Origin of the sequence: Streptomyces sp. Je 1-4 4N24 (assembly GCF_026239515.1) — a bacterium.
In the GTDB taxonomy this organism is placed as follows: domain Bacteria; phylum Actinomycetota; class Actinomycetes; order Streptomycetales; family Streptomycetaceae; genus Streptomyces; species Streptomyces nigrescens.
Genome location: NZ_CP110836.1, coordinates 2,811,878 through 2,835,783, shown reverse-complemented (window position 1 = coordinate 2,835,783; position 23,906 = coordinate 2,811,878). Strand labels below are relative to the sequence as shown.

Annotated in this window: 21 protein-coding genes; 11 read left to right on the top strand and 10 right to left on the bottom strand. The window is 72.4% G+C overall.

The annotated features are described in order from the left end of the window. Positions 1 to 4: 4 nt before the first annotated feature. Complete coding sequence (gene glgX / locus SLV14N_RS11950) at positions 5 to 2,260, bottom strand: glycogen debranching protein GlgX (protein WP_263269288.1); 2,256 nt, start codon at positions 2,258 to 2,260, stop codon at positions 5 to 7. A 240-nt stretch (positions 2,261 to 2,500) separates the two neighbouring features. On the opposite strand from glgX, the gene SLV14N_RS11945 reads away from it, so the two are divergent. The 7 genes from SLV14N_RS11945 (at position 2,501) to SLV14N_RS11915 (ending at position 9,172) form a co-directional block, all read left to right on the top strand. Beyond that, positions 2,501 to 3,817: an Ig-like domain-containing protein gene (locus SLV14N_RS11945; protein ID WP_263269287.1), complete on the top strand. Its 1,317-nt coding sequence runs from the start codon at positions 2,501 to 2,503 to the stop codon at positions 3,815 to 3,817. A gap of 176 nt (positions 3,818 to 3,993) precedes the next feature. Continuing rightward, positions 3,994 to 5,232, top strand: coding sequence for an Ig-like domain-containing protein (locus SLV14N_RS11940; protein ID WP_208680911.1), 1,239 nt, complete (start codon positions 3,994 to 3,996; stop codon positions 5,230 to 5,232). A 99-nt stretch (positions 5,233 to 5,331) separates the two neighbouring features. After that, on the top strand, positions 5,332 to 6,099 hold the full coding sequence (locus tag SLV14N_RS11935) for an enoyl-CoA hydratase/isomerase family protein (protein WP_026169224.1): 768 nt from the start codon (positions 5,332 to 5,334) through the stop codon (positions 6,097 to 6,099). A 264-nt stretch (positions 6,100 to 6,363) separates the two neighbouring features. Next, positions 6,364 to 6,903, top strand: a complete 540-nt coding sequence (locus SLV14N_RS11930; RefSeq protein ID WP_208680910.1) for an ATP-binding protein — start codon at positions 6,364 to 6,366, stop codon at positions 6,901 to 6,903. Positions 6,904 to 7,019: 116 nt separating this feature from the next. Further along, on the top strand, positions 7,020 to 7,499 hold the full coding sequence (locus SLV14N_RS11925; protein WP_208680909.1) for a hypothetical protein: 480 nt from the start codon (positions 7,020 to 7,022) through the stop codon (positions 7,497 to 7,499). A gap of 57 nt (positions 7,500 to 7,556) precedes the next feature. Then, complete coding sequence (locus SLV14N_RS11920) at positions 7,557 to 8,336, top strand: thioredoxin domain-containing protein (RefSeq protein ID WP_208680908.1); 780 nt, start codon at positions 7,557 to 7,559, stop codon at positions 8,334 to 8,336. Further along, positions 8,333 to 9,172, top strand: coding sequence for a cytochrome c biogenesis CcdA family protein (locus SLV14N_RS11915; protein WP_263269286.1), 840 nt, complete (start codon positions 8,333 to 8,335; stop codon positions 9,170 to 9,172). Before SLV14N_RS11920 ends, SLV14N_RS11915 begins: the two co-directional genes overlap by 4 nt. A gap of 214 nt (positions 9,173 to 9,386) precedes the next feature. Here the strand turns inward: SLV14N_RS11915 and dgt are convergent, their stop codons facing one another. The 5 genes from dgt to SLV14N_RS11890 all read right to left on the bottom strand — a co-directional run bounded on the left by dgt (position 9,387) and on the right by SLV14N_RS11890 (position 14,595). Beyond that, positions 9,387 to 10,712: a dGTP triphosphohydrolase gene (gene dgt, locus SLV14N_RS11910; RefSeq protein ID WP_259670244.1), complete on the bottom strand. Its 1,326-nt coding sequence runs from the start codon at positions 10,710 to 10,712 to the stop codon at positions 9,387 to 9,389. A 62-nt stretch (positions 10,713 to 10,774) separates the two neighbouring features. Beyond that, positions 10,775 to 11,128 carry a hypothetical protein gene (locus tag SLV14N_RS11905; protein WP_208680906.1) on the bottom strand — a complete coding sequence of 118 codons (354 nt, stop codon included), beginning with the start codon at positions 11,126 to 11,128 and terminating at the stop codon, positions 10,775 to 10,777. 424 nt (positions 11,129 to 11,552) lie between these two features. Continuing rightward, positions 11,553 to 12,383, bottom strand: coding sequence for an ammonia-dependent NAD(+) synthetase (nadE, locus tag SLV14N_RS11900; protein ID WP_263269285.1), 831 nt, complete (start codon positions 12,381 to 12,383; stop codon positions 11,553 to 11,555). A 131-nt stretch (positions 12,384 to 12,514) separates the two neighbouring features. Continuing rightward, the gene (locus tag SLV14N_RS11895) at positions 12,515 to 13,069 is read right to left on the bottom strand and encodes a glycoside hydrolase family 25 protein (protein WP_263269284.1); all 555 of its coding nucleotides are present in this window, start codon (positions 13,067 to 13,069) and stop codon (positions 12,515 to 12,517) included. Between the two features lie 305 nt (positions 13,070 to 13,374). Further along, positions 13,375 to 14,595 carry a glycosyltransferase family 4 protein gene (locus SLV14N_RS11890; protein WP_208680903.1) on the bottom strand — a complete coding sequence of 407 codons (1,221 nt, stop codon included), beginning with the start codon at positions 14,593 to 14,595 and terminating at the stop codon, positions 13,375 to 13,377. A 231-nt stretch (positions 14,596 to 14,826) separates the two neighbouring features. Between SLV14N_RS11890 and SLV14N_RS11885 the strand changes: the two genes are divergently transcribed. Continuing rightward, positions 14,827 to 15,618 (top strand): response regulator transcription factor, encoded by a 792-nt coding sequence (locus tag SLV14N_RS11885; RefSeq protein WP_208680902.1) that lies wholly within the window; start codon positions 14,827 to 14,829, stop codon positions 15,616 to 15,618. Between the two features lies 1 nt (position 15,619). Further along, positions 15,620 to 17,173, top strand: a complete 1,554-nt coding sequence (locus tag SLV14N_RS11880; RefSeq protein ID WP_208680901.1) for a HAMP domain-containing sensor histidine kinase — start codon at positions 15,620 to 15,622, stop codon at positions 17,171 to 17,173. A 110-nt stretch (positions 17,174 to 17,283) separates the two neighbouring features. On the opposite strand, the gene SLV14N_RS11875 is transcribed toward SLV14N_RS11880, so the two are convergent. After that, positions 17,284 to 17,712 (bottom strand): BlaI/MecI/CopY family transcriptional regulator, encoded by a 429-nt coding sequence (locus SLV14N_RS11875; RefSeq protein WP_263269283.1) that lies wholly within the window; start codon positions 17,710 to 17,712, stop codon positions 17,284 to 17,286. 113 nt (positions 17,713 to 17,825) lie between these two features. Here SLV14N_RS11875 and SLV14N_RS11870 point away from each other — a divergent pair, with 113 nt between their 5' ends. Both SLV14N_RS11870 and SLV14N_RS11865 read left to right on the top strand, forming a co-directional pair. Next, positions 17,826 to 18,020 carry a hypothetical protein gene (locus SLV14N_RS11870; RefSeq protein ID WP_263269282.1) on the top strand — a complete coding sequence of 65 codons (195 nt, stop codon included), beginning with the start codon at positions 17,826 to 17,828 and terminating at the stop codon, positions 18,018 to 18,020. Further along, positions 18,017 to 18,742 carry a phosphatase PAP2 family protein gene (locus SLV14N_RS11865; RefSeq protein ID WP_263269281.1) on the top strand — a complete coding sequence of 242 codons (726 nt, stop codon included), beginning with the start codon at positions 18,017 to 18,019 and terminating at the stop codon, positions 18,740 to 18,742. Before SLV14N_RS11870 ends, SLV14N_RS11865 begins: the two co-directional genes overlap by 4 nt. 379 nt (positions 18,743 to 19,121) lie before the next feature. On the opposite strand, the gene SLV14N_RS11860 is transcribed toward SLV14N_RS11865, so the two are convergent. The 3 genes from SLV14N_RS11860 to glyA all read right to left on the bottom strand — a co-directional run bounded on the left by SLV14N_RS11860 (position 19,122) and on the right by glyA (position 23,803). Continuing rightward, positions 19,122 to 20,507 (bottom strand): L-serine ammonia-lyase, encoded by a 1,386-nt coding sequence (locus tag SLV14N_RS11860; protein WP_263269280.1) that lies wholly within the window; start codon positions 20,505 to 20,507, stop codon positions 19,122 to 19,124. Between the two features lie 103 nt (positions 20,508 to 20,610). Further along, the gene (locus SLV14N_RS11855; RefSeq protein ID WP_208680897.1) at positions 20,611 to 22,305 is read right to left on the bottom strand and encodes an APC family permease; all 1,695 of its coding nucleotides are present in this window, start codon (positions 22,303 to 22,305) and stop codon (positions 20,611 to 20,613) included. A 238-nt stretch (positions 22,306 to 22,543) separates the two neighbouring features. Further along, a complete protein-coding gene (glyA, locus tag SLV14N_RS11850) occupies positions 22,544 to 23,803 on the bottom strand; it encodes a serine hydroxymethyltransferase (protein WP_208680896.1) in 1,260 nt (419 codons plus the stop codon). Positions 23,804 to 23,906: the final 103 nt, after the last annotated feature.

Here is a 23,906-nt window from a genome sequence, read left to right as displayed (position 1 = left end):
CGTCTCAGCCCGGTACCGCCCGGAAGAGCGTCACCGACCTCCCGGCAAGCGTGATCGGACTGCCCGCCGCGTACGGCGGCTCCGCCGCCCCCGGCTGGTCCTCCCGCGCGGTGTCGACGAGGAGTTCGTAACCGCTGGCCCAGGGCGGCCCGGGGAGGGTGAACGGGCGTGGCTGGGCAGCGGCATGGAGCACGGCGAGGAAGCTGTCGTCGACGATCCGGATGCCCCGGGCGTCGCGCTGGGAGATGTCGTTCCCGGAGAGGTACATGCCCAGCGTGGCTCCCGGGGTGTACCAGTCCTGTTCGGTCATCTCCGTCCCGTCCGCGGTGAACCAGGCGAGGTCGCGCAGGCCGCCCCGCTGCTGTGGCCGGCCGGAGAAGAACGCCCGGCGGCGCAGGACCGGGTGGGCGCGGCGCAGGGCGATGAGACGGGCGACGAGACCGGCCAGCGGGCGCCACTCCGGGTCCTCCAGGAGCGACCAGTCGAGCCAACTGGTCGCGTTGTCCTGGCAGTAGGCGTTGTTGTTGCCGTGCTGGGTGCGGCCCATCTCGTCACCGGCGACCAGCATCGGCACACCCGTCGACAGCAGCAGGGTGGTCAGGAGGTTGCGCAGCTGGCGGTGGCGCAGTGCGGTGACCGCCGGGTCGTCGGTCTCGCCCTCGGCGCCGCAGTTCCAGGACCGGTTGTCGTGGGTGCCGTCGCGGTTGCCCTCGCCGTTGTCGTCATTGCGCTTGTGCTCGTAGGTGACCAGGTCGCGCAGGGTGAAGCCGTCGTGTGCGGTGATGAAGTTGACCGAGGCGTACGGGCGGCGGCCGCCCCAGGCGTAGAGGTCGCTCGATCCGGAGAGCCGGTAGCCCAGATCGCGCACATCGTGCTGGCCGCCGCGCCAGAAGTCCCGGACGGTGTCGCGGTAGCGGTCGTTCCACTCCGTCCACAACGGCGGGAAGGCGCCGACCTGGTAGCCGCCGTTGCCCACGTCCCAGGGCTCGGCGATCAGCTTGACCCGGCGCAGCACCGGGTCCTGGGCGATCACGGCGAGGAACGGGGAGAGCATGTCGACGTCGTGCATGGAGCGGGCCAGCGCGGCCGCCAGATCGAAGCGGAAGCCGTCCACGCCCATTTCGGTGACCCAGTAGCGCAGCGAATCGGTGATCAGCCGCAGCACATGGGGCTGGACGACATGCAGGGTGTTGCCGCAGCCGGTGTAGTCGGCATAGCGGCGGGCGTCACCGGCCAGACGGTAGTAGCCGCGGTTGTCGATGCCCCGCAGGGAGAGCGTCGGGCCCAGTTCACCGGCCTCCGCGGTGTGGTTGTAGACGACGTCGAGGATCACCTCGATACCGGCATCGTGCAGCGCCCGCACCATCCGCTTGAACTCGCCGACCTGCTGCCCCCGGGTCCCGGTGGCGGCGTATCCGGCATGTGGCGCGAAGTAGCCGATGGAGTTGTAGCCCCAGTAGTTGCGCAGCCCCCGGCGCACCAGATGGTCCTCGTGCGCGAACTGGTGGACCGGCAGCAGCTCGACGGCGGTGACACCGAGCCGGACGAGGTGCTCCAGCGCCGCGGGGTGCGCCAGCCCGGCGTAGGTGCCGCGCAGCCGCTCCGGGATCCCGGGGTGACGCATCGTGAAACCGCGCACATGCAGCTCGTAGAGCACCGAATCCGGCCAGGGCGTCTTGGGCCGGCGATCGTCCCGCCATTCGTCGGCGCCGCCCTCGTCCCCGGTGTCGTCACCGACCACGACGCCCTTCGGGACGTACGGCGCCGAGTCCCGGTCGTCGCGCACGGTGTCGGCGGCCTGCTGCTGCGGCCAGTCGCGGACATGCCCGTAGAGCTGGGCGGGCAGCGCGGCCCCGGAGCCGGTCGCTTCCGTCCGCGTGCCGAAGTCGCCGTCCACGGCTCTGGCGTACGGGTCGAGCAGCAGCTTCGCCGGATTCCAGCGGGCGCCGGACCAGGGGTCCCAGCGGCCGTGCACCCGGAAGCCGTAGCGCTGCCCGGGGCGGACACCGGGCAGAAAGCCGTGCCAGATCTCGTGGGTGAGCTCGGTCAGCGCATGGCGCGTCTCGCGCTCCGCGTCGTCGAAGAGACACAGCTCGACGGCCTCGGCGCCGCCCGCCCACAGGGCGAAGTTGGTGCCGGCGGTGCCATCAGGGCCGGTGCGGTACCGGGCCCCCAGCGGCGTGGGGCTGCCGGGACGGATGTCCGCAGGTGGGGCGAGTGGTTCGTCCGCCACTGCCTCCTGCTCGGGTGCGCTCGACACGTGCCCGCCTCCTGCGGCTCATGGCTCGGTCGGGCGGTGGGTCCCCGGCACGGGGGTACTTCCCGGCGTGTGCTGGGAGTCCCGGCCGTGCGGGGGTCCGCCCTCCCCGTTGTTCTTCCCGCAACCGGCCGTTGCCTCACGCTTCCCGTGGGCAGCTCCTCACTCCGCTCCGTTCTGTCCGTGACATCCCGTCACGCGGCATACCTCCTAAGCCACGCCTTATCCGTCACAATCCGGTATATGACCGCCCATCAGCAGGACCGAGCAGAGGACCGAGCGCAGCGCCGCGGCAGAGCCCGTGTGCGGGGCCGGCTGCCGGACCGGGCGGCGGGCCGGGCACCCCGTGGCGCGGCGGTGCGGGCGGCCCGCCGCACCCGCGTCGCCCTCGTCGTCCTGGCCGGGCTCACCGGGGCGGCGGCGCTGGCCGGCTGCGGGGACCCGGAGGCCTTCGTCGGCGGCAAACCAGGCTCCCAGGAGGAGGCGATCAGAGTCGTCCCGCACAACGGCGCGCGCGGCGTACGGGCCGACGGGCGGTTCGAGGTCCGGGTGCCGACGGGGCGGCTGGAGCGGGTCGAGGTCAGCCGGACCGGGGAGACCGGCCGGCAGTCCGTCGCCGGGCGGATCTCGCCGGACGGTCTGACCTGGCGGCCCGCGCCCGGCCGCCTCCAACTCGGCGCGAGGTACACCGTCGACGCGGTGGCGCTGGACGGCGCGGGCCATCGCTCCGCGCGCCACACCACCTTCACCACCTCCGCGCCCGCCCGCCGCTTCGTCGGCCACTTCTCGCCCCAGCGCGACGCCACCGTCGGCACCGGCCTGATCTTCTCGATGGTCTTCAACCGGCCGATCGCCGACCGCGCGGCCGTCGAACGCGCCGTCCGGGTCAGCGCCCGCCCCGGCGTCGAGATCGCCGCCCACTGGTTCGGCCCCCGGCGGCTGGACTTCCGGCCCCGCGAACGCTGGCGGCCGGGCACCGAGATCACCGTGCAACTGCGGCTGCGCGGGGTGAAGGCCGCACCGGGCGCCTACGGGACCCAGCGCAGAACCGTCCGCTACCGGGTGGGCCGGGACCAGGTCAGCACCATCGACGCCGCCCGGCACACCATGACCGTGCGGCGGGGCGGCCGGGTCGTGGCGGTGCTGCCGGTCACCGCGGGCGACGCCGAGAACCCCACCTATAACGGGCGGATGGTGATCCTGGAGCGCCATTCGATGACGCGGATGGACGGTGACACCGTCGGCTTCGGCGGCGAGTACGACATCCCGGACGTGCCGCACGCCATGCGCCTCACCAGGTCGGGGACCTTCCTCCACGGCAACTACTGGACGCCGCCAGAGGTCTTCGGCGGCGTCAACACCAGCCATGGCTGCGTCGGGCTGAAGGACATCAGGGGCGGCGGCCCGAACACCCCGGCCGGCTGGTTCTTCAACCAGTCGATCGTCGGCGACACCGTGGTGGTGCACAACTCCCCGGAGCGTACGGTCGCGCCGGACAACGGCCTCGGTGGCTGGAACATGCCGTGGCAGTTGTGGCGGGCCGGATCCGCGCTGCGCTGACCCGGGGCGCGGCCCGCCGGAACGAGTGCCCGCACCACCCCCGCACTTGGGACTAAACAGTGACATTCACGGGGAGTTCACTGTCACCGCGGTGTGGTTATCTAGCGGCAAGCGCGCGGCTGTCCGCATCCGCGTGCGGGGGACCGCGGGCCGTGCGAGGGGAAAAGGGGCCAGTCGTGAACGTCCAGCCGAATTCGGGGGAGCCGGCTCGCCGGCGTCGGTGGCGACACCAGGGCGGGGGCCCGCTCGCCGTGCTGCTCGCCGCCATGCTGCTGCTGGTGACGGGGTGTGGTGGCGATGACGGTGACGACAAGAAAGCAGGCAAGGCGGGCGGGGGCAAGGACGCCTCGCAGGCCGCCGTGACGATAGCGCCCAAGGACGGCGCGGACGACGTCGCCACCAGCGGCGCGCTGAAGGTGACCGCCCAGAAGGGCAGGCTCAAGTCCGTCAAGGTCAAGGACGGCAAGGGCAATGAGGTCGACGGGAAGATATCGGGTGGCGGCGCCGTGTGGAAGCCGAGCGGCCATCTGGGCGCCTCGACGAAGTACACCGTCGACGCGATAGCGGTGGACGGCGAGGGCCGGGAGGCCGCCGAGCACTCCGGCTTCACCACACTCGTCCCCAAGAACACCTTCATCGGCCAGTACAGCCCCGAGAACGGCCAGCGGGTCGGCGTCGGTATGCCGGTCTCGATCCGCTTCACCCGCGGTATCACGGACCCCGGGGCCGTCGAGGACGCCATCAAGGTCAGCGCCGAGCCGTCGGTGCCGATCGAGGGCCACTGGTTCGGCAACGACCGGCTCGACTTCCGCCCCGAGAAATACTGGGCGCCCGGCACCAAGGTCACCCTCAAGCTCAACCTCAACGGCGTCGAGGGCCGGCCCGGTGTCTACGGCACCCAGGCCAAGGAGGTCTCCTTCACCATCGGCCGCAGCCAGGTCAGCACGGTCGACGCCAAGTCGAAGCAGATGACCGTGGTCCGCGACGGCAAGAAGATCAAAACCATCCCGATCACCTCGGGCGCGCCGGGCACCGAGACGTACAACGGCAAGATGGTGATCAGCGAGAAGCACCTCGTGACGCGGATGAACGGGGACACCGTCGGCTTCGGCGGGGAGTACGACATCAAGGACGTGCCGCATGCGATGCGGCTGAGCACGTCCGGCACCTTCCTCCACGGCAACTACTGGTCGGGCCGCGCGGCCTTCGGCACCCGGAACGCCAGCCACGGCTGTGTGGGCCTCTTCGACCAGCGCGGGGGCGGCGACGGGTCCACCCCGGCGGCGTGGTTCTTCCGCAACTCCCTCATCGGCGATGTGGTCGTCGTCAAGAACTCGCACGACGAAACGATCCAGCCGGACAACGGCTTCAGCGACTGGAACCTCTCCTGGGAGAAGTGGAAGGCCGATCGGTAGGACGGCCGCTCCGTAGGACGGCCGGAAGGCGACCGGGCCCGCTGCGCTGTGACCGAGTGCACCGGGCCCGACGGCGTTAACGCGTACTAACCTTCCGGCATGACTGTGAATCTCGAGGTCGCCGACGGCGTCGGCACCATCCGCCTGGACCGTCCGCCGATGAACGCACTGGACATCGCCACCCAGGACCGGCTGCGCGAGCTGGCCGAGGAGGCCACCCGCCGCGACGACGTCCGCGCCGTCGTCATCTGGGGCGGTGAGAAGGTGTTCGCGGCCGGCGCGGACATCAAGGAAATGCAGGTCATGGACCATGCGGCGATGGTCGTGCGGTCCAAGGCCCTGCAGGACTCGTTCACCGCCGTGGCCCGGATCCCCAAGCCGGTGGTCGCCGCGATCACCGGCTATGCACTGGGCGGCGGCTGTGAGTTGGCGCTCTGCGCCGACATCCGGATCGCGGCCGACAACGCCAAGCTCGGCCAGCCCGAGATCCTGCTGGGGCTCATCCCGGGCGCCGGCGGCACCCAGCGGCTGGCGCGGCTGGTGGGTCCGTCCAAGGCCAAGGACCTGATCTTCACCGGCCGTCAGGTGAAGGCCGACGAGGCGCTCACCCTCGGTCTCGTCGACCGGGTGGTGCCGGCCGCCGAGGTCTACGAGCAGGCGCACGCCTGGGCGGCGCGGCTGGCGGCCGGCCCCGCGCTGGCGCTGCGGGCCGCGAAGGAGTCCGTCGACGCGGGCCTGGAGACGGACATCGACACCGGTCTCACCATTGAACGCAACTGGTTCGCGGGGCTGTTCGCGACCGAGGACCGCGAGACCGGCATGCGCAGCTTCGTCGAGGAAGGTCCCGGCAAGGCCAAGTTCCGCTGAAACAACTGGTGTTGACGGGACATCTGAGGTTTGGCCGGGACGTGATGCCCCTTGTGGGGGAATGGTGCACAACTTAATTGCGCCTTAAGGCAACCTTGTTGACGCCTCCCGGCGGCCCCGCGGATGCCGGATGTCGTAGCAGGTCAGCCGGTGCGAGCCGGAACCTTAACTGCCTTTGGCATATGTCTCGGCGAGGGGATGGAACCGGCGATTCCGGGCAGCGGATTCCGTCGGTTCCACCCCCGTGACCGTCAAGTAGCGGCCATGATGGGGGGCATGGCGGGCCTCGAAGGAATGGAGCAGCCGCGGCCGCGGAGCGATCCGCCCGCCGCACGACGGGGCACCCCCGGCGCGGACCGGGACCGGGCGCCGGCACCCCGCAGACCGGTGTCCGCGGCCCCCGAACCGGCCGGCGATCCGGCCCTCGGCGAGGTCCGGCTCCCCTCGCGCCCCCAGTCCGCCGGTATCGCCCGCCGGCTGACCGCCGCCGTCCTCCTCAAGCAGTGGTCCCTGACGCCCCAGCTCACCGAGCACGCCGTGCTGCTCGTCTCCGAGCTCGTCGGCAACGCCGTACGGCACACCGGCGCCCGCACCTTCGGGCTGCGGATGCTCCGCCGCCGTGGCTGGATCCGGATCGAGGTGCGCGACCCCTCCCGCGGTCTGCCGTGCCTGATGCCGGTCCAGGAGATGGACCTCAGCGGCCGCGGGCTCTTCCTCGTCGACAAGCTCTCCGAACGCTGGGGCGTGGATCTGCTGCCCCGCGGCAAGACCACCTGGTTCGAGATGCGGATCGCCGACCGCTGAGCCCACCCGCCCCAGGGCCCCCGACAGGCGCCGGGGCCCGCCGGTGCTCCGCTCGCGCGGCGACGATCCGTAGGATGGGCTGTCCATGCTCGCGCCAGGTACGGAGAGGGAGGGACATGCACCAGCTGCGCCGGTCGGCCGCGCTGTCGCTGCTGCTCCTCCTCGCCGTCACCTTCGGGCCGCTGCTGTGCCGGACCGGCGGCGACCAGACCTGGCAGGCGGGCGGGGCGACCACGGCCGCGGCGGCCTGGCGGGCGGCTGACGCGCCGTCCGCGGCTGCCGCGGACGCCACGGGCCCGGCGGACGGCACCGCCACCGCGCGGCCGGCCGCCGCCCACAGCGGCCCACGGCTCGGCACCGACGCCCCCGTTGCCGTCGCCCATGCGCCCAAGAAGTGCTCGGACCGGCATGCGCCGGGGCCCGACGAATCCGCCCCGCCGCCCGCACCGCACCGCGGTGAGCCCCTCGCCCCCGCCACCACCGGCCCGGGGCCGCTCGCCGCGGATCTGCCCGCGCAGTACGCGCTGGCCCGGCCACCGACGGACACCGCGTCCGCCGTCGACCACACCGCGCTCCTCCCCGTCTTGCGGATATAGGCCGCTGCCCCGACGCACAAGGCCTGAATTCCCCCTCCGTACGTCTGGAGCTTCCGCATGCCCGTTTCCGCCTCTCCCACCCGCAAACTGGCCGCCATCGGCGCGGTCATCGCCCTCGTCGTCGCCGTGATCGCCATCGGTGTCGCCGTCGGCAGCTCCGTCGAGGGCGACCGTGACACCGGCCGCCCCGATGCCCCCGAGGCCGCCGCCTCCGCCGATCCGCAGGAGGACCCCGCACAGCAGAAGATGTTCGACGACCTCGCCAAGCGGACCAGCCGGCGCGCGGACGGCGACCCGCTGGCCATCGGCAAGAAGGACGCCCCGGTGGTCCTGGTCGAATACGCCGACTACCAGTGCTCGTTCTGTGGCCGCTTCACCCGTGAGACCCAGCCCGGCCTGATCAAGAAGTTCGTCGACGAGGGCACCCTGCGCATCGAATTCCGCAACTTCACCGTCTTCGGCGCGCACTCCGAGCGGGCCGCCCGCGCCTCCTGGGCCGCCGGGCAGCAGGGCAAGTTCTGGCAGCTGCACGACGAGCTGTACGCCAAGACCCGCAAAGGCGCGGCGCTCGCCGAGGACAAGCTCGTCGACATGGCCCGTGAGAGCGGTGTGGACGACCTCGACAAGTTCCGTACCGACATGAACAGCAAGGACGCCGAGCGGGCGCTGAAGAAGGATCAGGACGAGGGCTACCAGCTCGGAGTGCAGTCCACACCGTCCTTCCTGGTCAACGGCCGGCCGGTGGCCGGGGCCCAGCCCTACGAGGTCTTCGCGCAGGCCGTCGAGCAGGCCGCAGATCGGGCCGGGCACGGACCGGCGGCCAAGGGGGCCAAGTGACCGACATCGGCTACCTCGCGGCGTTCCTGGGCGGCGCGCTCGCGCTGCTCAGCCCGTGCAGCGCCCTGCTGCTGCCGGCGTTCTTCGCGTACTCCCTGGCCACGCCCGGGCGACTGATGGCCCGTACCGGCGTGTTCTATCTGGGACTGGCCACCACACTGGTGCCGCTCGGCGCGGCCAGCACGGCGGCCAGCCGGCTGTTCAACGGCCACCGCGATCTGCTGATCGCCGTCGGCGGCTGGGTCGTCATCGCCATGGGTCTCGCCCAGATCCTCGGCCTGGGCTTCGCCTCCCGGCGGGCCCAGGCCGCCGCCGCTCGGATCACCCCGCGGTCGGCCGTCTCCACCTTTCTGCTCGGCTGTGTCTACGGCCTGGCCGGCTTCTGCGCGGGCCCCATCCTCGGCGCGGTGCTGACGGTGACGGCGGTCAGCGGCTCACCGGTGTACGGCGCCTCGATGCTCGCCGTCTACGCGCTGGGCATGGCGCTGCCGCTGTTCGTGCTGGCGCTGCTGTGGGACCGCTGCGAGCTCGGCACCCGGGGCTGGCTGCGGGGCCGTGAATTCACCCTCGGCAAGCTGCGGTTGCACACCACCTCGCTGCTGTCCGGGGTGTTCTTCATCGGTATCGGCGTGCTTTTCCTGCGTTTCAACGGGACCAGTGCGCTGCCCGGAATTCTCGACGCGGACACCGAATTCCGGGCCGAGGAATGGGCGACGCGGATCGGCAACGGCGTCCCGGACGCCGTGCTGATCGCGGTGGCCGCGCTGGTCGTCGCCGGGGTGCTGGCCCGGTTCGCGCTACGGCCGGAGAAGAAGCAGCGGGACGGCACCGAATAGCCCCGGGTGGGACCGGACAGCCCGGGGCGGGACAGGACAGCCCGGGGCGGGACCGGAAGGCCGCGGGGCGGAACGGGATGTCGAGGGGTGCGCCGGAGCGCCCCCGGACGACCGGGAGGACGGGGCGCGTGGTGCCCCCGTCCTCCCGGCCCGTTCCCGGGCTCACCGCCCCAAGGCCCTCCGCGGGCTCACCGCACCGCGGCGTTCCCCGGCCTCACAGCCACACGTTGTCGTTGACCGAGCCCAGGCCCGTGCCGGACAGCCGCCGGTGGAGGGCCAGTGCCTGATCCTCGGTCAGCGAGGCGACATGGTCCGCGGCGGCCCGCAGCCGGTCGCCGTGCAGCGCCAGCTCCTCGGCGCGGTCCGGCGGCAGCAGCTCGGGTGCGTCATGGCTCCAGCGCAGCAGCTCGCTCACCACCCGCCGCTTGCCGTGCTGCTGGGTGGCCAGTGCCGGGCGGTCGATGACATAGCACCACACCAGCTCCTTGAGCAGATCGCAGGCGGCCCGCCGGTCCGGCGGGATCACCAGCTGCGCCCCGTAACGGATCGCCGCCGCGCCGCCCACCTCCAGCTCGATGCCACGGGTGAAGTAGGAGATCAGATCGGCGGTGCGGCGGTTGACCGCCACCGCGTCCTCATGGCTGCCGCTGTACGGGGCGGGCACCGCCAGCCGCTTGCCGATGTCCTCCATCATCACCAGCGCGGCCGCCCGGTCGAAGGCCTCGCCCGCCCGCTCCCGCTTGGCCTGCACATAGTCCAGGAAACGGCAGGTCTCCCGCTCGGTGTCGCTGCCCGCGGCACCGTCCGGCGGGAACAGCGCGGCCAGCGGGATCAGGCCCGTGCGATAGAAGTCCTCGACGTCATGGCAGGCGTAGGTGACATCGTCCGCCCAGTCCATGACCTGCTCCTCGACCGGTACGGCGGAGTCCGTACGGCCGGCCCGCACCCAGGAGAACGCCTCCCGGTCGGCGACGTACACGCCCCACTTCACATGCCGCGCCGGGTCCTGGTCGACGGGCGCCCGCTCCCACGGGTACTTCGTGGCGGCGTCCAGACAGGCGCGGGTCAGATGCAGCCCGCGATGGCCCGGGTATTTGTGGGCGGCGAGGAAGGTCAGCACCCGCAGGGTCTGCGCATTGCCCTCGAAACTGTCCAGCACACCGTCGGCGAAGTGCAGTTCGTCCATCGTGGCGCGCAGCGCCAGCTCACCCGCGTGCCCGAAGGGCGGATGGCCGATGTCATGAGCCATGCACGCGGCCTCGACGAGCGCAGGGTTCGGCCCGCCGTACTGCCGCTCCAGCCGCTCCGCCATCCGCCGGCCGAGCTGAGCCACCTTCATCGAGTGCGTCAGCCGGGTGTGGTACGCGCCCAGCTCGGCGCTCGCCACCACCTGGCTCTTGCCGGCCAGCGCCCGCCACTGCGTCGAGTACAGGATCCGGTCGACATCATGCTCGAACCCGGACCGCTGCCCGTCGTCGGGCACCCGTCGCCGCAGGGAGTGCTGCTCTAGATCCTCATCGCTGTATCTGGCAGGTCGCATGCGCGGATGGTAGTCCTGCCCGGCCCGCCGGGGCCCGTCCCGGGCACCCGGGGGCTCGCCGCCTAGGCACTCAGCCGTCGCCGCCAGCGCGGATGCGGACGGGCACACGGGCGGGTGTGCGGAGGGTGGGCGTCCGCCCGGCGTCGGCGGTCGTTGCAGAGCAGGCACTTCCCGTAGCCCGGCGGAAGGGGATCTTCCGGGTCGCCGTACAACGGGTCGACCGCACCCTGCGGATGCAGGGCGCAGCCGGTCGGGCCGGTCTCCGCGCCCAGCGAGTTGGCAGCGGTCAGTGCTTGTCGGAGGACGTCGACGAGCTGGTCCGCATCGCGCCGGGTGGGCGCGGACTGCAGGGCGGAGGCAAGGTCGGAGGCGGTGGTCAGCGCGGTCTGGAGTTCGCGCAGGTTTGCGTAACCCATGTCTCGGAGCGTAGGCGGCCCCACTGACAGTTGATCTTCCGATCGCACTTCGCGGCTTCCCATGGCCGGATGCATGCCCGCTCACACCCACGATTTAGCACCGGGATGGTAACGGTCCCCTAGCCGGGTCATGACATGACGGGGTGGGGCGGTGGTGTGACGGGGTGACGCCGGCTGGGGCGCTGCTGCCGGGGTGCCGCCGGCGGGCGTGCCGCTCCCCCCACCCCCGAACCCCCCCCGCCCTCTCCCCCGAAGGGGGAGAGGGCGGGGGGGGGGCGGGGGAGAGCTCCGAGGAGAGGCGGGGAGAGCCCCGGAGAGGGGCGGGGGAGAACTCCGGAAAGGGGCGAGGGAGAGCCCCGGAAAGGGCGGCGGAGAACTCCGAGGCGGTCCGGCCGGTCCGGCCCGTCCGGCCCGCCCGGCCCGCTCAGGGAGCGATCGGCAGTGCCCGCTTGTGCTCGGTGAGGCGGTAGCGGCGGACGATGGCCTGGGCAGCCGCCTCGTCGACGGGCCTGCCTTCCAGGAAGTCGTCGATCTGGTCGTAGCTCACGCCGAGCGCGTCCTCATCCGGCTTGCCCGGGTCGAGCGTCTCCAGGTCGGCCGTCGGAACCTTGTGGACCAGCTCCTCCGGGGCGCCCAGCGCCGCCGACACGGCGCGCACCCGGCGCTTGGTCAGCCCGGTGAGCGGCACGACATCGGCCGCGCCGTCGCCGAACTTGGTGAAGAAGCCGGAGACCGCCTCGGCCGCGTGGTCGGTGCCCACGACCAGGCCGTTGTGGGCCCCCGCGACCGCGTACTGCGCGATCATGCGCTGCCGGGCCTTGATGTTGCCCTGGACGAAGTCCTGGTGGTGGGCGTCGCGGAAGGCGAGCCCGCCGTCCAGCGCGGCCTGCAGCGCCGCATCGCTCGCCGGGCGGATGTCGACGGTCAGCTCCCGGTCGGCGCGGATGAACTCCAGCGCGCGCCGGGCGTCCTTCTCGTCCGCCTGGACGCCGTACGGCAGCCGCATCGCGTAGAACGTCGCCTCGTGCCCGGCGCCGCGGGCCCGCTCCACGGCGAGCTGGCAGAGCCGGCCCGTGGTCGTGGAGTCGACGCCGCCGCTGATCCCCAGGACCAGCGAGCGCAGGCCCGTGGAGGTCAGCCGCTCCGTGAGGAAGCTCACCCGGCGCTCGATCTCCCGCTCGGCGTCGAAGGACGCGGTCACCTGGAGATCCCGGGCGATCTCCTGCTGCAGGGCCTTGGACGCCGGGTCGGTCACGGCTGCTCCTCTTGTTCTCGTGCTGCGTCGTGCGGGGGCGGTGACGCGCTGTTCCTGCGCCGCGTACGCAGCGTTCCTCCGCTGCGTACGGGCGGTGCCTGGCGACACGAACATACGTGCCAGGAGGAACCTTATGCCGGGTGCGCCCACTTCTTGAGGGCGGCCTTGCTGGAGAAGTCCGCGACGTCCTTGTCCAGCGGCCGGTCGGTGTACTGATGGATGCGCCACTTCGCCTTGATCCGCGGATGCCCGGCGGAGACGTAGTCGGCGATCCACAGGCCGTCGGCCGCGTAGGACGTGGTGTCGTGGTTGAGCCAGAAATCGCGGTTGCAGTAGAGCATCACCCGGTGCGTGGGGCGCAGCTTCTTCACCTCGACCAGGAACTGGTCCTTCTGCGCATTACTCGCATAGGTCCCCTCGCCGGTGCGCTCCCAGTCGCAGGCCAGAAGGTCGCCCTCGATCGAGGCGCACTTCTCGACGAAGTACTTCGCCTGGGCGGCGATATTTCCCGGCCACAGAAAGTGGTAGAAACCGACCACGCAGCCCGCTTTACGGGCCTTTGACGCCTGCGCGGACTGGCGCGGGTTGATGTAGGAGCGGCCTTCGGTGGCCTTGACGAAAACGAAGTCCAGCCCCGCGGTGGAATACGAGGCGTTGTAGGAGCTGACATCGACACCGTGCAGCATGAGTGGCCTCCTGCCGGTCGGACCTGCGGATTCGAAGCGTCAACTGCTCGAAGCGTCAACTGCGTTGCGGCGCGTCCCGGGTGTTCCGGGTGTTCCGTGATGCGGCGTTTCGGTGATCCGGCGCCGGGATCCATTGCTGTGATCCAGCGATTCTGCGTTCCGTGCGATTCAGTTTCGTTCCAGCAGTTCAGCATGTTCGCTACCGGGGACGCCAGATTCCGGACGGGAAGTTCCTTGTGCCGCGGTCAAGTTGAGGCGGGGACGGTCCCACCGCCCGGACCGGCCCCGCCGCCCGGGGGCGCGCCTCAGCGCCGCCGGGCGCGCCGCAGCAGCCGTCGTGCGCGGGCGCGGGCACGCGCCACGATGCGCTGCCGGGTCCGCCGTCCGCGCGTCGACCGCAGTTCCCCGAAGAGGACCCGATAGCGCTCGGCAATCGGCTGCGGGTCGTAGCGGTGCGAGCTCTCCCGCGCGCGCTCGGCCATCGTGCGGCGGCGCTCGGGGTCCTCGATGAGGGTGAGCAGGGCACCGGCCAGCGCCCGGCCGTCGCCGGTCGGCACCAGCAGCCCGTCCGTACCGTCGTGGATGATCTCGGCCGGGCCCAGCGGGCAGTCGGTGCTGACGACCGGCACTCCGCAGCGCATCGCCTCGACGAGGGTCATGCCGAACGACTCGGCGTCCGAGGCCGAGGCGACGATCGACGCCTTGGCGAACTCCGCCTCTATCGGCGAGCGCGGCCCGGTCAGTTCCGCCTGCCCGCTCAGCCCGAGTCCGTCGATCAGCCCCTGGAGCCGCGCCCGCTCGGTGCCGCCGCCGTGTATCCGCAGCCGCCAGTCGGGGTGCTTGGCGGCGACCGCGGAGAACGCCTCGATCAGCAGGTCGAAGCGCTTGCCGCGGACCAGCCGGCCGGCGGCCGCGATCACCTTCGAGGTGCCCTCGGACGGCGGCCCGGCCGGCGCGGGCACGATGTTGGGGACCGCCAGGACCCGTACGCCGGGCAGCGGCATCCGGGCGCGGTAGACGGCGGCATCCGCCTCGGTGGTGGTGACCACGGCGTCCAGCGTCCGGTAATGGCGGGCGAGTTCGGTGCGGAGCCGTTTGCTGTGTGCGTCGAGCCGGAGGTGCTCCTGGGCGATCCGCAGGGCCCGGCGGGGGGCGAACCGGGCCAGGTAGACATTGATGCCGGGCCGGGTGCCGATCAGCACGTCCGCGTCGGTGCCGCGCAGCAACTCCGCGGCGCGGACGTCGACCAGCCGGCTGTACTGGCGGTGCCGCTTCTCGGCGAGCGGGAAGTCCTGCGCGGGCTCACCGAACAGCGGATCGGCCATGTCCTCGCTGCCGACGCGGGTGTCCACCAGCGGCACCAGCCGCACCCGGGGGTCCACGGTGAACCGCGGGACCTCGCGGTGCCGCAGCATCGAGACGATCTCGACGTCGTGCCGGTCGGCGAGCGCGGCGGCGAGGTTGAGGGTGGTGCGGACCGTGCCGCCGATGGCATAGGCGTTGTGCAGCAGGAGGGTGATCTTCATGCGGTGTGGCGTCTTCCCCGAGATGTGCCGAGTCATTCCGACCGGCCGGTACCTGCGGCCGGGCGGCGCGACCGGCCCGTCCGGCACCGGGCCACCGTGTCGCCACGGGGTAAGCCGAGGGCGTGGCCCGGGTGAGAGCCCGGTAAGAACCGGCGGTGAGAGCCGGGTAAGAAAGCCGCCGCCCACCGGCCACCCGTCACCGCACCGCCGGGCCCTTGGCAGACTTGCCGGGTGACCCACTCCGTACTGCTCGCCGAGGACGACCGCCCCATCCGCACCGCGCTGGAGCGTGCCCTGACCCTGGAGGGGTACCAGGTCACCGCCGTCGCCGACGGCATCCAGGCGCTGGCCGCCGCGCACCGCGAGCGGCCGGACGTGATCCTGCTGGACGTGATGATGCCGGGGATCGACGGGCTGCAGGTGTGCCAGGTGCTGCGGGCCGAGCAGGACCGCACCCCGATCCTGATGCTGACCGCACGGGTCGAGACCGCGGACCGGATCGCCGGTCTGGACGCCGGGGCGGACGACTACGTGGTCAAGCCGTTCGAGGTCGAGGAGGTCTTCGCCCGGCTGCGGGCGCTGCTGCGGCGGACGACGGCCGGCTCGGCCGGGGCGGAGGACGGCGGCGGTCCGGGGACCGGCTCCGACGGTGCCGATGAGCCCGGCGAGACGGGCGGGGCCGCGGAAGCGGGCGGGGCGTACGAGGCCCTGGTGGCGGACAGCGGTGTCGTCGAGGCCGCGGATCTGCGGATCGACGGCCCCTCGCGCCGCGCCTGGCGCGGTGAGCGGGAACTGGAGCTGACCCGGACCGAGTTCGAACTGCTGGAGCTGCTGGCCCGCAACGCCGGGATCGTGCTGGACCATTCGACGATCTACGACCGGATCTGGGGGTACGACTTCGGGCCGGGCTCGAAGAACCTCGCGGTGTACGTGGGCTATCTGCGGCGCAAGGTCGACGTCCCGGGCAGCCGCCCGCTGATCCACACGGTGCGTGGCGTCGGCTACGTGCTGCGGGAGGACTGAGATGTCCGGCCCCCGCGACCGTGCCGGGACCGGGCCCCGCGCCGGGTGCCGGCGGTTGTGGGTCCGGCACCGGGCCTGGCTGCGTTCCTGGCGGCGCGGTGGGTCGGCGGCCTGGCTGCGCACCCGTAGGCCCGCCAGTCTGCGCACCGCCTTCGCGGTGGCGTTCGCCGCCGGGGCCGCGGCGGTGACCGTCCTCGTCGGGTTCCTCAGCTACGACGCGGCGGCCCGGCTGGTCCGGGTCGATGAGAAGTCGGTGTTCTCGCAGGTCGTACGGGATCTGCGGATCCAGGTCCAGGAGAAGCCGTTCGCGCCCGCGGACTACGCGACCGCCGACCCCGACCACGACGGGCCGCGCGACGACCTCACCCGGCCCAGCCGTACCGAGGTGCAGATCCTGGGGCCCGGCGGCCGGATCGTGGAGCGGGGGCGCCCGGTGCTCCCGGCCGGTTCCGCGGAGCGCCGGATCGCCGACGACGAACGGGCCGGCGAGCACGCGGAGCGGGAGGCGGACATCGGCGACGAGGAGTACCACGTCGCGACCGTCGCGCTCGGCGGCGGCCGCGGGGCGGTCCAGGTCGCCCAGAAGTTCAGCGAGACCGAGGACCTGCTCTCCGCGCTCCAGCAGCGCACCGCCCTGCTGGCCGCCGCGGTGATCGCGCTGGCCGGAGCGGGCGGCTGGTGGCTGGCGCGCCGGATCACCGGCCGGCTGGTGCGGCTGACCGCGGTCGCCGAGAGCGTGGCGGAGCACGGGCGGCTGGACGTCCCGGTCCCGGTGGCCGGGCGCGACGAGGTCGCCCGGCTCGGGCGGGCCTTCGACGACATGCTCGGCCGGCTGGCCAGTGCCGTCCAGGACCAGCAGCGCCTCGTCCAGGACGCCGGCCACGAGCTGCGCACCCCGCTGACCTCGCTCCGTACGAACATCTCGCTGCTGAAGCGGTTCGACGAACTGCCGTCGGACGCCCGCGAGGAGTTGCTGGCCGATCTGGCGGGCGAGGCCCGTGAACTCAGCGATCTGGTCAATGAGCTGGTGGACCTGGCCGCCGGACAGCGCGATGACGATCCGCTTGCCGAGGTGGGCCTGGCCGAGTCCGCGGAGAAGGCGGCCGCCTCGGCCCGCCGCCGCACCGGCCGCGAGATCACCGTACGGACCGTGCGCCCGGCGGTGGTCGAGGGCCGGCCCGCCGCGCTGCACCGTGCGCTCACCAATCTGCTGGAGAACGCCGCCAAGTTCGACGCGGGTGGCACGGAGCCGATCGAGGTCGTGGTCACCGGCGCCCGGGTCGAGGTCCTCGACCGCGGCCCCGGCATCGCGGACGCCGATCTCACCCGGGTCTTCGACCGCTTCTACCGCGCCGCGGCCGCCCGTGGCCTGCCCGGCTCCGGCCTGGGCCTGGCCATCGTCCGCGAGATCGCCACCGCCCACGGCGGCCATGCCTTCGCCACCCACCGCCCCGGAGGGGGCGCCACCCTGGGCTTCACGGTCGGCACCGGAACGGGGACGGGGAGCAGCACGGGGCCCGGCGGGGCACATGCGGAGAGCGGGCTCGGTTCCTAGGGGGCGCCCCCCTGCGGTCTGCGGTCTGCGGTCTGCGGATCACGACCACGGCGCGGTACGCCGCCGGGGGGCGAGGCGCCGCGCCGGTCGGACCCCCTACGGGACCAGGATCATGGGGCGGACCCGGCACCGGGCTGCGGGCCGGTCTGCGGCCCCTCGGAGGCGCGGTCCCCCGCCCCCTCCAGGAGGCTCCGCAGCAACTGCTCGTCCTCGCTGGACAGTTGGGAGACGAAGCGGGCGAGCGCGGCGCCGCGGTCGTCCTGCTTGTCGAGCTCACTGCGCATCCGCCGGGCGGTCAGCCCCGCGGAGTCCTGTATGGGCGAGTACACGAACCCGCGGCCGGCCCGGGAGCGGGACACCGCCCCCTTGTGGTGCAGCCGGGTGAGGATCGTGGTGACGGTGGTGCGCGCGAGCCGCCTGCCCAGCGTGCTCTGCACCTCGGCCGGGCTCAGCGGACCCTCGGCCGCCCAGAGCGCCGCGAGCACACTCGCTTCCAGCTCACCGGACGGGCGCCGCTGCACGGGTGATGTCTCCGGCATGGCACGCCCTCCACCTGTTCGTCGTCTACAGTGCCGTAGACCGTCTACGTGACTGTAGTCGGTCGGGCGGCCTCAGGGCAGGCCTGCAACCCATTATGGAAGGGCCCGCCGACATGGCAGCAGCCGCCGCATATGCGCAGGTGACGGGCGCTTTCCAGGCCGTGGACGGGCTCGGTGCCGGCTCCCTGCCCCCCGCCCACCGGACCGACGGCGGCCTCGCCCCGGCCGCCCGGCTGGCCACCCCACTCGCCCGCTTTGCGGCCGCCGCCCGGCTCCCTGCCACCCGCCCCCTGGCGGCCGCGCGGTGACGGCGTCCGGGCCGGAACCGGGGCCGGCGGCGGAAGAGCCAGGGCCGGAGCCGGTCCCGGGCCCCGGGACGCGCCCACGCCCCGGCACCGCCGCGCTGCTCATCTTCGCCGCGGTCTGCGCGGCGCTCTTCGCCGCCACGGCCCTGACCGTGTCCCTCCGCAACGGCGCCCCGCTCCCCGCCGAACAGTCCGCCGTCCGCTGGTCCGGCGCGCACCGGGGGGAGCCGGCACGCTCCATGGCCGGGGCCCTGACCGCCACCGGCAGCGGCCCGGTGCCGTATCTGATGGCGGTCCTCGCCGGGCTGCTGGCCGGTGAGCGGGCGCGCGGCCGGCTGCGCGCGGTGTGCTGCGCGGTCGTCGTCCTCGCTGCCGGCCAGGCGATCCGCTACGGCCTGATGGAGCTGCTCGCCCGCCCCCGCCCGCCGGCCGGAGACTGGACCGGGCCCGCCTCCGGATACGCGTTCCCCTCCGGCCACGCCACCACCTCGGTGCTGGCGGCCGGAATCCTGGCCTGGGGCATCGCCCGGCGCGCCCGCCCCGCCCTGGCCCGCACCTGGTGCGTGGTGCTCGCCCTCTGGGCCGCCGGAGTCGGCCTCACCCGCGTCCACCTGGGCGTCCACTGGCCCGGCGATGTCCTCGGCGGCTGGTTCCTGGCGGCCGGACTGCTCGCCCTCGCGCTGCTCCTGGAGCCGTTCGCCCTCCGCCGTCCGGGCCGCTCCTGACCGGCCCGTAGGCGCCCCCGCGGCGCACATTCCCATGAAGAGCTGACGATCGGTCCAGGTCTTCCCCAAGGCGGCATGGACGCCCCGCGCCGAGCAGCACTGTCCTGGGCGCCGGGACGGCGGAGCGATCGAGTCCGCCGGCTGTGTCCACCACTGCGCCCGCCTGCTGGCCGGCCTCGAAGGCGCCCGTGTGCACCCCTTCGTCCCCGCGCCCCAGGCCCTGGACGTCTACTCCCGGGCCCGTGAACTGCCGCCCTTCGCCTGGGAGATCGGCAGATAGCACCCGGGTACGCGTCGGGGCGCCGTGTCCACACGGCGCCCCGATCCCGACTGCCGGGCCGGCGGATCGTCGACGACCGCGCCTCGGCCCGTCAGCTCCTCAGCATTCGATGATGTTGACCGCGAGCCCGCCGCGAGCCGTCTCCTTGTACTTGACGCTCATGTCGGCGCCGGTGTCCTTCATGGTCTTGATGACCTTGTCGAGGGAGACGTGGTGGCGGCCGTCGCCGCGCAGTGCCATACGGGCGGCGGTGACGGCCTTGACGGCGGCCATGCCGTTGCGCTCGATGCAGGGGATCTGGACGAGGCCGCCGACGGGGTCGCAGGTCAGGCCGAGGTTGTGCTCCATGCCGATCTCGGCGGCGTTCTCCACCTGCTCGGGGGAGCCGCCGAGGACCTCGGCGAGGCCGCCGGCGGCCATCGAGCAGGCCGAGCCGACCTCGCCCTGGCAGCCGACCTCGGCGCCGGAGATGGAGGCGTTCTCCTTGAAGAGCATGCCGATGGCGCCGGCCGCGAGCAGGAAGCGCACGACCCCGTCCTCGTCGGCACCGGGCACGAAGTTGATGTAGTAGTGCAGGACGGCGGGGATGATGCCGGCCGCGCCGTTGGTCGGGGCGGTCACCACCCGGTCCCCGGCCGCGTTCTCCTCGTTCACGGCCATCGCGTAGAGGGTGGTCCACTCCATGGCGCGGGCGGCCGCATCACCCTCGGAGCGCAGCTGGCGGGCGGAGTGGGCGGCCCGCCGCCGGACCTTCAGACCGCCGGGCAGGATGCCTTCGCGGCTCGTACCGCGGCTCACACAGGCCTGCATGACCTGCCAGATCTCCAGCAGCCCGGTGCGGATCTCGTCCTCGGTGCGCCAGGCCTTCTCGTTCTCCAGCATGAGGGCGGAGATGGACAGGCCGGTGTCCTGGGCCAGCCGCAGCAGCTCGTCGCCGGTGCGGAAGGGGTGGGTCAGGACGGTGTCGTCGGGCACGATCGGGTTCTCGCCGGCGACGGCGTCCTCGTCGACGACGAAGCCGCCGCCCACCGAGTAGTACGTCTTCTCCAGCAGGGGGGTGCCCGCCGCGTCGTACGCGAAGAGCGTCATGCCGTTGGCGTGGTACGGCAGCGCGCGGCGGCGGTGGAGGATCAGCTCGCCGGCTTCATCGAAGTCGATCTCGTGGGCGCTTCCTATTTCGGCGCCCAGCAGCCGCAGCCGCTTGGTGGAGCGGATGCGCTCGACCTCGCCGTCGGCGGATTCGACGTCGACGGTCCGGGGGGAGTGGCCCTCCAGGCCGAGGAGCACGGCCTTGGGGGTGCCGTGGCCGTGGCCGGTGGCGCCGAGCGAGCCGAAGAGTTCGGCGCGGACGCGGACCGTCCCGGAGAGCAGGCCGTCCTTCTTGAGGCGTCCGACGAACATCCGGGCGGCGCGCATCGGGCCGACCGTGTGGGAGCTGGAGGGGCCGATGCCGATGGAGAAGAGGTCGAAGACGGAGATGGCCACGGGGGCGGACTCCCTTGTCTGCTCGTGGTGGACGGTGGAGCTGGGGGGTGAGGGGAGATTTTGCGCCGGTTTTCGAGCGTAACGCGGACCCGGTGCGGTGCCCTCAGACGGAAACCATCCGGTGTCCGTCGTCGGCGGTAACAGTGGGTGCCGGGGTGGTGTCGGCGGGGGACAGGCTGCCGGTCAGGCCCCGTTCGTGGGCCCTGACCCCGGAGCGCACCGCCCAGAAGTAGAAGAGCGGGGCGGTGACCGCGATCACAGCGGTGCCCAGCTCGCCCGGGAGGAGGCCCCGGCCGCCGAACTCCCGGCCGCCCAGCGCGGACACCGTGGCCGTCCACACCAGGAAGAGGATCATCCACCAGGCCGGAGCGAACTGCCGCAGCAGGCTCGCCGCGCGCCCGCCCCTGCCGGACGCCGCGCCGCCCTTTGCGAGCTCGCCCCGGCGCCACAGCACCAGCGCCGCGACCGGCACGGCCACCAGCGTCAGCACGGTGATCTTTCCGGTCTCCGGCCACTTCGACCAGTACAGCGCGCAGGCGGCGAAGGCGAAGGTGACCGGGCACAGCACCCCGGCGGCCGGCAGCCGGAAGGGGCGGGGCAGGTCCGGGCGGGTCCGCCGCAGCACCCCCACCGCGACCGGGCCGATCAGATACGAGATGACCATGGCCGCCGACACCACACCGGCCAGCGCGTGCCAGCTGCGGCCGACGGTGAGCAGCAGCAGGACGGAGAAGCCGAGGTTGAGCCACATCGCGGGGCGGGCGGTGCCGTAACGGGGGTGCACGGCCGCCAGCTTCCGGGGGAAGAAGCCGGTCTCGGCGAGGTTGGTGACCATGTACGCGGCCGAGGCGACATTGGCGATGTTGGACCCGGCCGGCGAGATGAACGCGCCGAACTGCAGCATGGTGACCACCCAGTGCAGCATCAGCAGGCCCGCCAGATCGGCGAACGGCGAGTTGAGGTTCACGCCCTGCCAGCCGCCGGACCGCTCCAGCAGCTCCGGCGGCACCGAGCCGAGGTACGCGACCTGCAGCGCCAGATAGATCACCAGGCCCAGCGTGAGCGCGCCGACCAGGGCGAGCGGGATGGCCCGGCCCGGGTTCTTGGCGGCCCCGCCGAGGTTGACCACGGCCTGGAACCCGTTGAAGGCGAAGACCACCCCGCAGGTGGTGACGGCGGTGAGCACGGCCGGCCAGCCGTACGGGGCGAAGCCGCCGTGGGCGGTGAAGTTCGAGGTGTGGAAGCCGGACCCGATCAGGGCGAGCACCGCCAGCACCGGGATGGCGAACTTGACCAGGGTGAGCACGGTGTTGGCGCGGGCCAGCAGCTGGACCGACCAGAAGCAGGTCAGCCAGAGCGCGAGGGTCAGGACCAGCGCCACCGCCGTGCCGGAGAGGGTCAGCTGGTGGGTGGCCGGATCGACCAGGCCCTTGGCCCAGTCGAAGCTCCAGGACGTCATGTACTGGGTGGCCGCGATCGACTCGATCGGGATCAGCGAGGCGGTCGCGATCCACACCGCCCAGCCGGTGAGGAAGCCGAGGACCGGGCCGTGCGAGAGATGCCCGTAGCGGGCCATCCCGCCGGGGATCGGATAGGCCGAGCCGACCTCCGCGTACGACATCGCGATCATGCCGATGAAGACGACACCGATCACCCAGGCGACCAGCGCCGCGGGGCCTGCCACCTGGGCGGCGGAGCCGGCTCCGAAGAGCCATCCGGAGCCGAAGATCGAGCCTATGCCGATCATGATGAGGGCGAAGAGGCTGAGCCCCTTGCGCTCGCCGGCGCTCATGTCCATGGAAAGTGTCGTCCGTCCTGCTGGTGCCGCATGCCCCCTCGCTGCCGAAGGGCCGTTGACGTGTGCCGCCGACACCTTATTTCGGCTCATTGACGGGAATGTCACTGCGCTGCCGGAGCACCGGCGCGCACCGGCCCCCGCAGACCACGAGCCCGGGGCCAACGGCCCCGGGCTCACGGCCCGTTCACTCCCGGACCGCCCTCCGCGGACGGTCCGGGATCTCACTGCATGAGACGCGTCACAGCGACGAGTAGAGCGGGAACTTGTCCGCGAGCGCGGTGACCCGGGCCTTGAGGGCGTCGGTGTCGTAGCTGGGCTTGAGGGCCTCGGCGATGATGTCGGCGACCTCGCGGAAGTCCTCGGCCTGGAAGCCGCGGGTGGCCAGGGCCGGGGTGCCGATGCGCAGGCCGGAGGTGACCATCGGCGGGCGCGGGTCGTTCGGGATGGCGTTGCGGTTGACGGTGATGCCGACCTCGTGGAGGCGGTCCTCGGCCTGCTGGCCGTCCAGCTCGGAGTCGCGCAGGTCGACCAGGACGAGGTGGACGTCGGTGCCGCCGGACAGGACCGAGACGCCGTGCTGCCTGACGTCGTCCCGCACGAGGCGCTCGGCCAGGATGCGGGCGCCGTCCAGGGTGCGCTGCTGGCGCTCCTTGAAGTCCTCGGAGGCGGCGACCTTGAAGGAGACCGCCTTGGCCGCGATGACGTGCTCCAGCGGGCCGCCCTGCTGACCCGGGAAGACCGCCGAGTTGATCTTCTTGGCGAGCTCCTGGGTGGAGAGGATCACACCGCCGCGGGGGCCGCCGAGGGTCTTGTGCGTCGTGGTGGTGACCACGTGGGCGTGCGGCACGGGGGAGGGGTGCAGACCCGCCGCCACCAGGCCGGCGAAGTGCGCCATGTCGACCATGAGGTAGGCGCCGACCTCGTCCGCGATGCGGCGGAAGGCGGCGAAGTCGAGCTGGCGCGGGTAGGCGGACCAGCCGGCCACGATCAGCTTGGGGCGGTGCTCCTTGGCGAGGCGCTCGACCTCCTCCATGTCGACGAGGTTGGTCTTCTCGTCGACGTGGTAGGGCACCACGTTGTAGAGCTTGCCGGAGAAGTTGATCTTCATGCCGTGGGTCAGGTGCCCGCCGTGGGCGAGGTTGAGACCCAGGATGGTGTCGCCCGGCTTGATCAGCGCGAACATGGCCGCGGCGTTGGCCTGCGCGCCGGAGTGCGGCTGGACGTTGGCGGCCTCGGCGCCGAAGAGGGCCTTGATGCGGTCGATGGCGATCTGCTCGACGACGTCGACGTGCTCGCAGCCGCCGTAGTAGCGGCGGCCGGGGTAGCCCTCGGCGTACTTGTTGGTGAGGACGGAGCCCTGGGCCTCCATGACGGCGAGCGGGGCGAAGTTCTCCGACGCGATCATTTCGAGGGTGGACTGCTGGCGGTGGAGCTCGGCGTCGACGGCGGCGGCGACGTCGGGGTCGAGCTCATGGAGGGAGCTGTTGAGAATCGACATGAGTCTTCCTGGGGAGTCAGGGGCGCGAGGGTCCCCCGGGACGGAATCCGGGGGAGCTTCCCCTCGGGCGGTGGCGGGTCGGAGGTCCCCCGTCCGGGCGAGG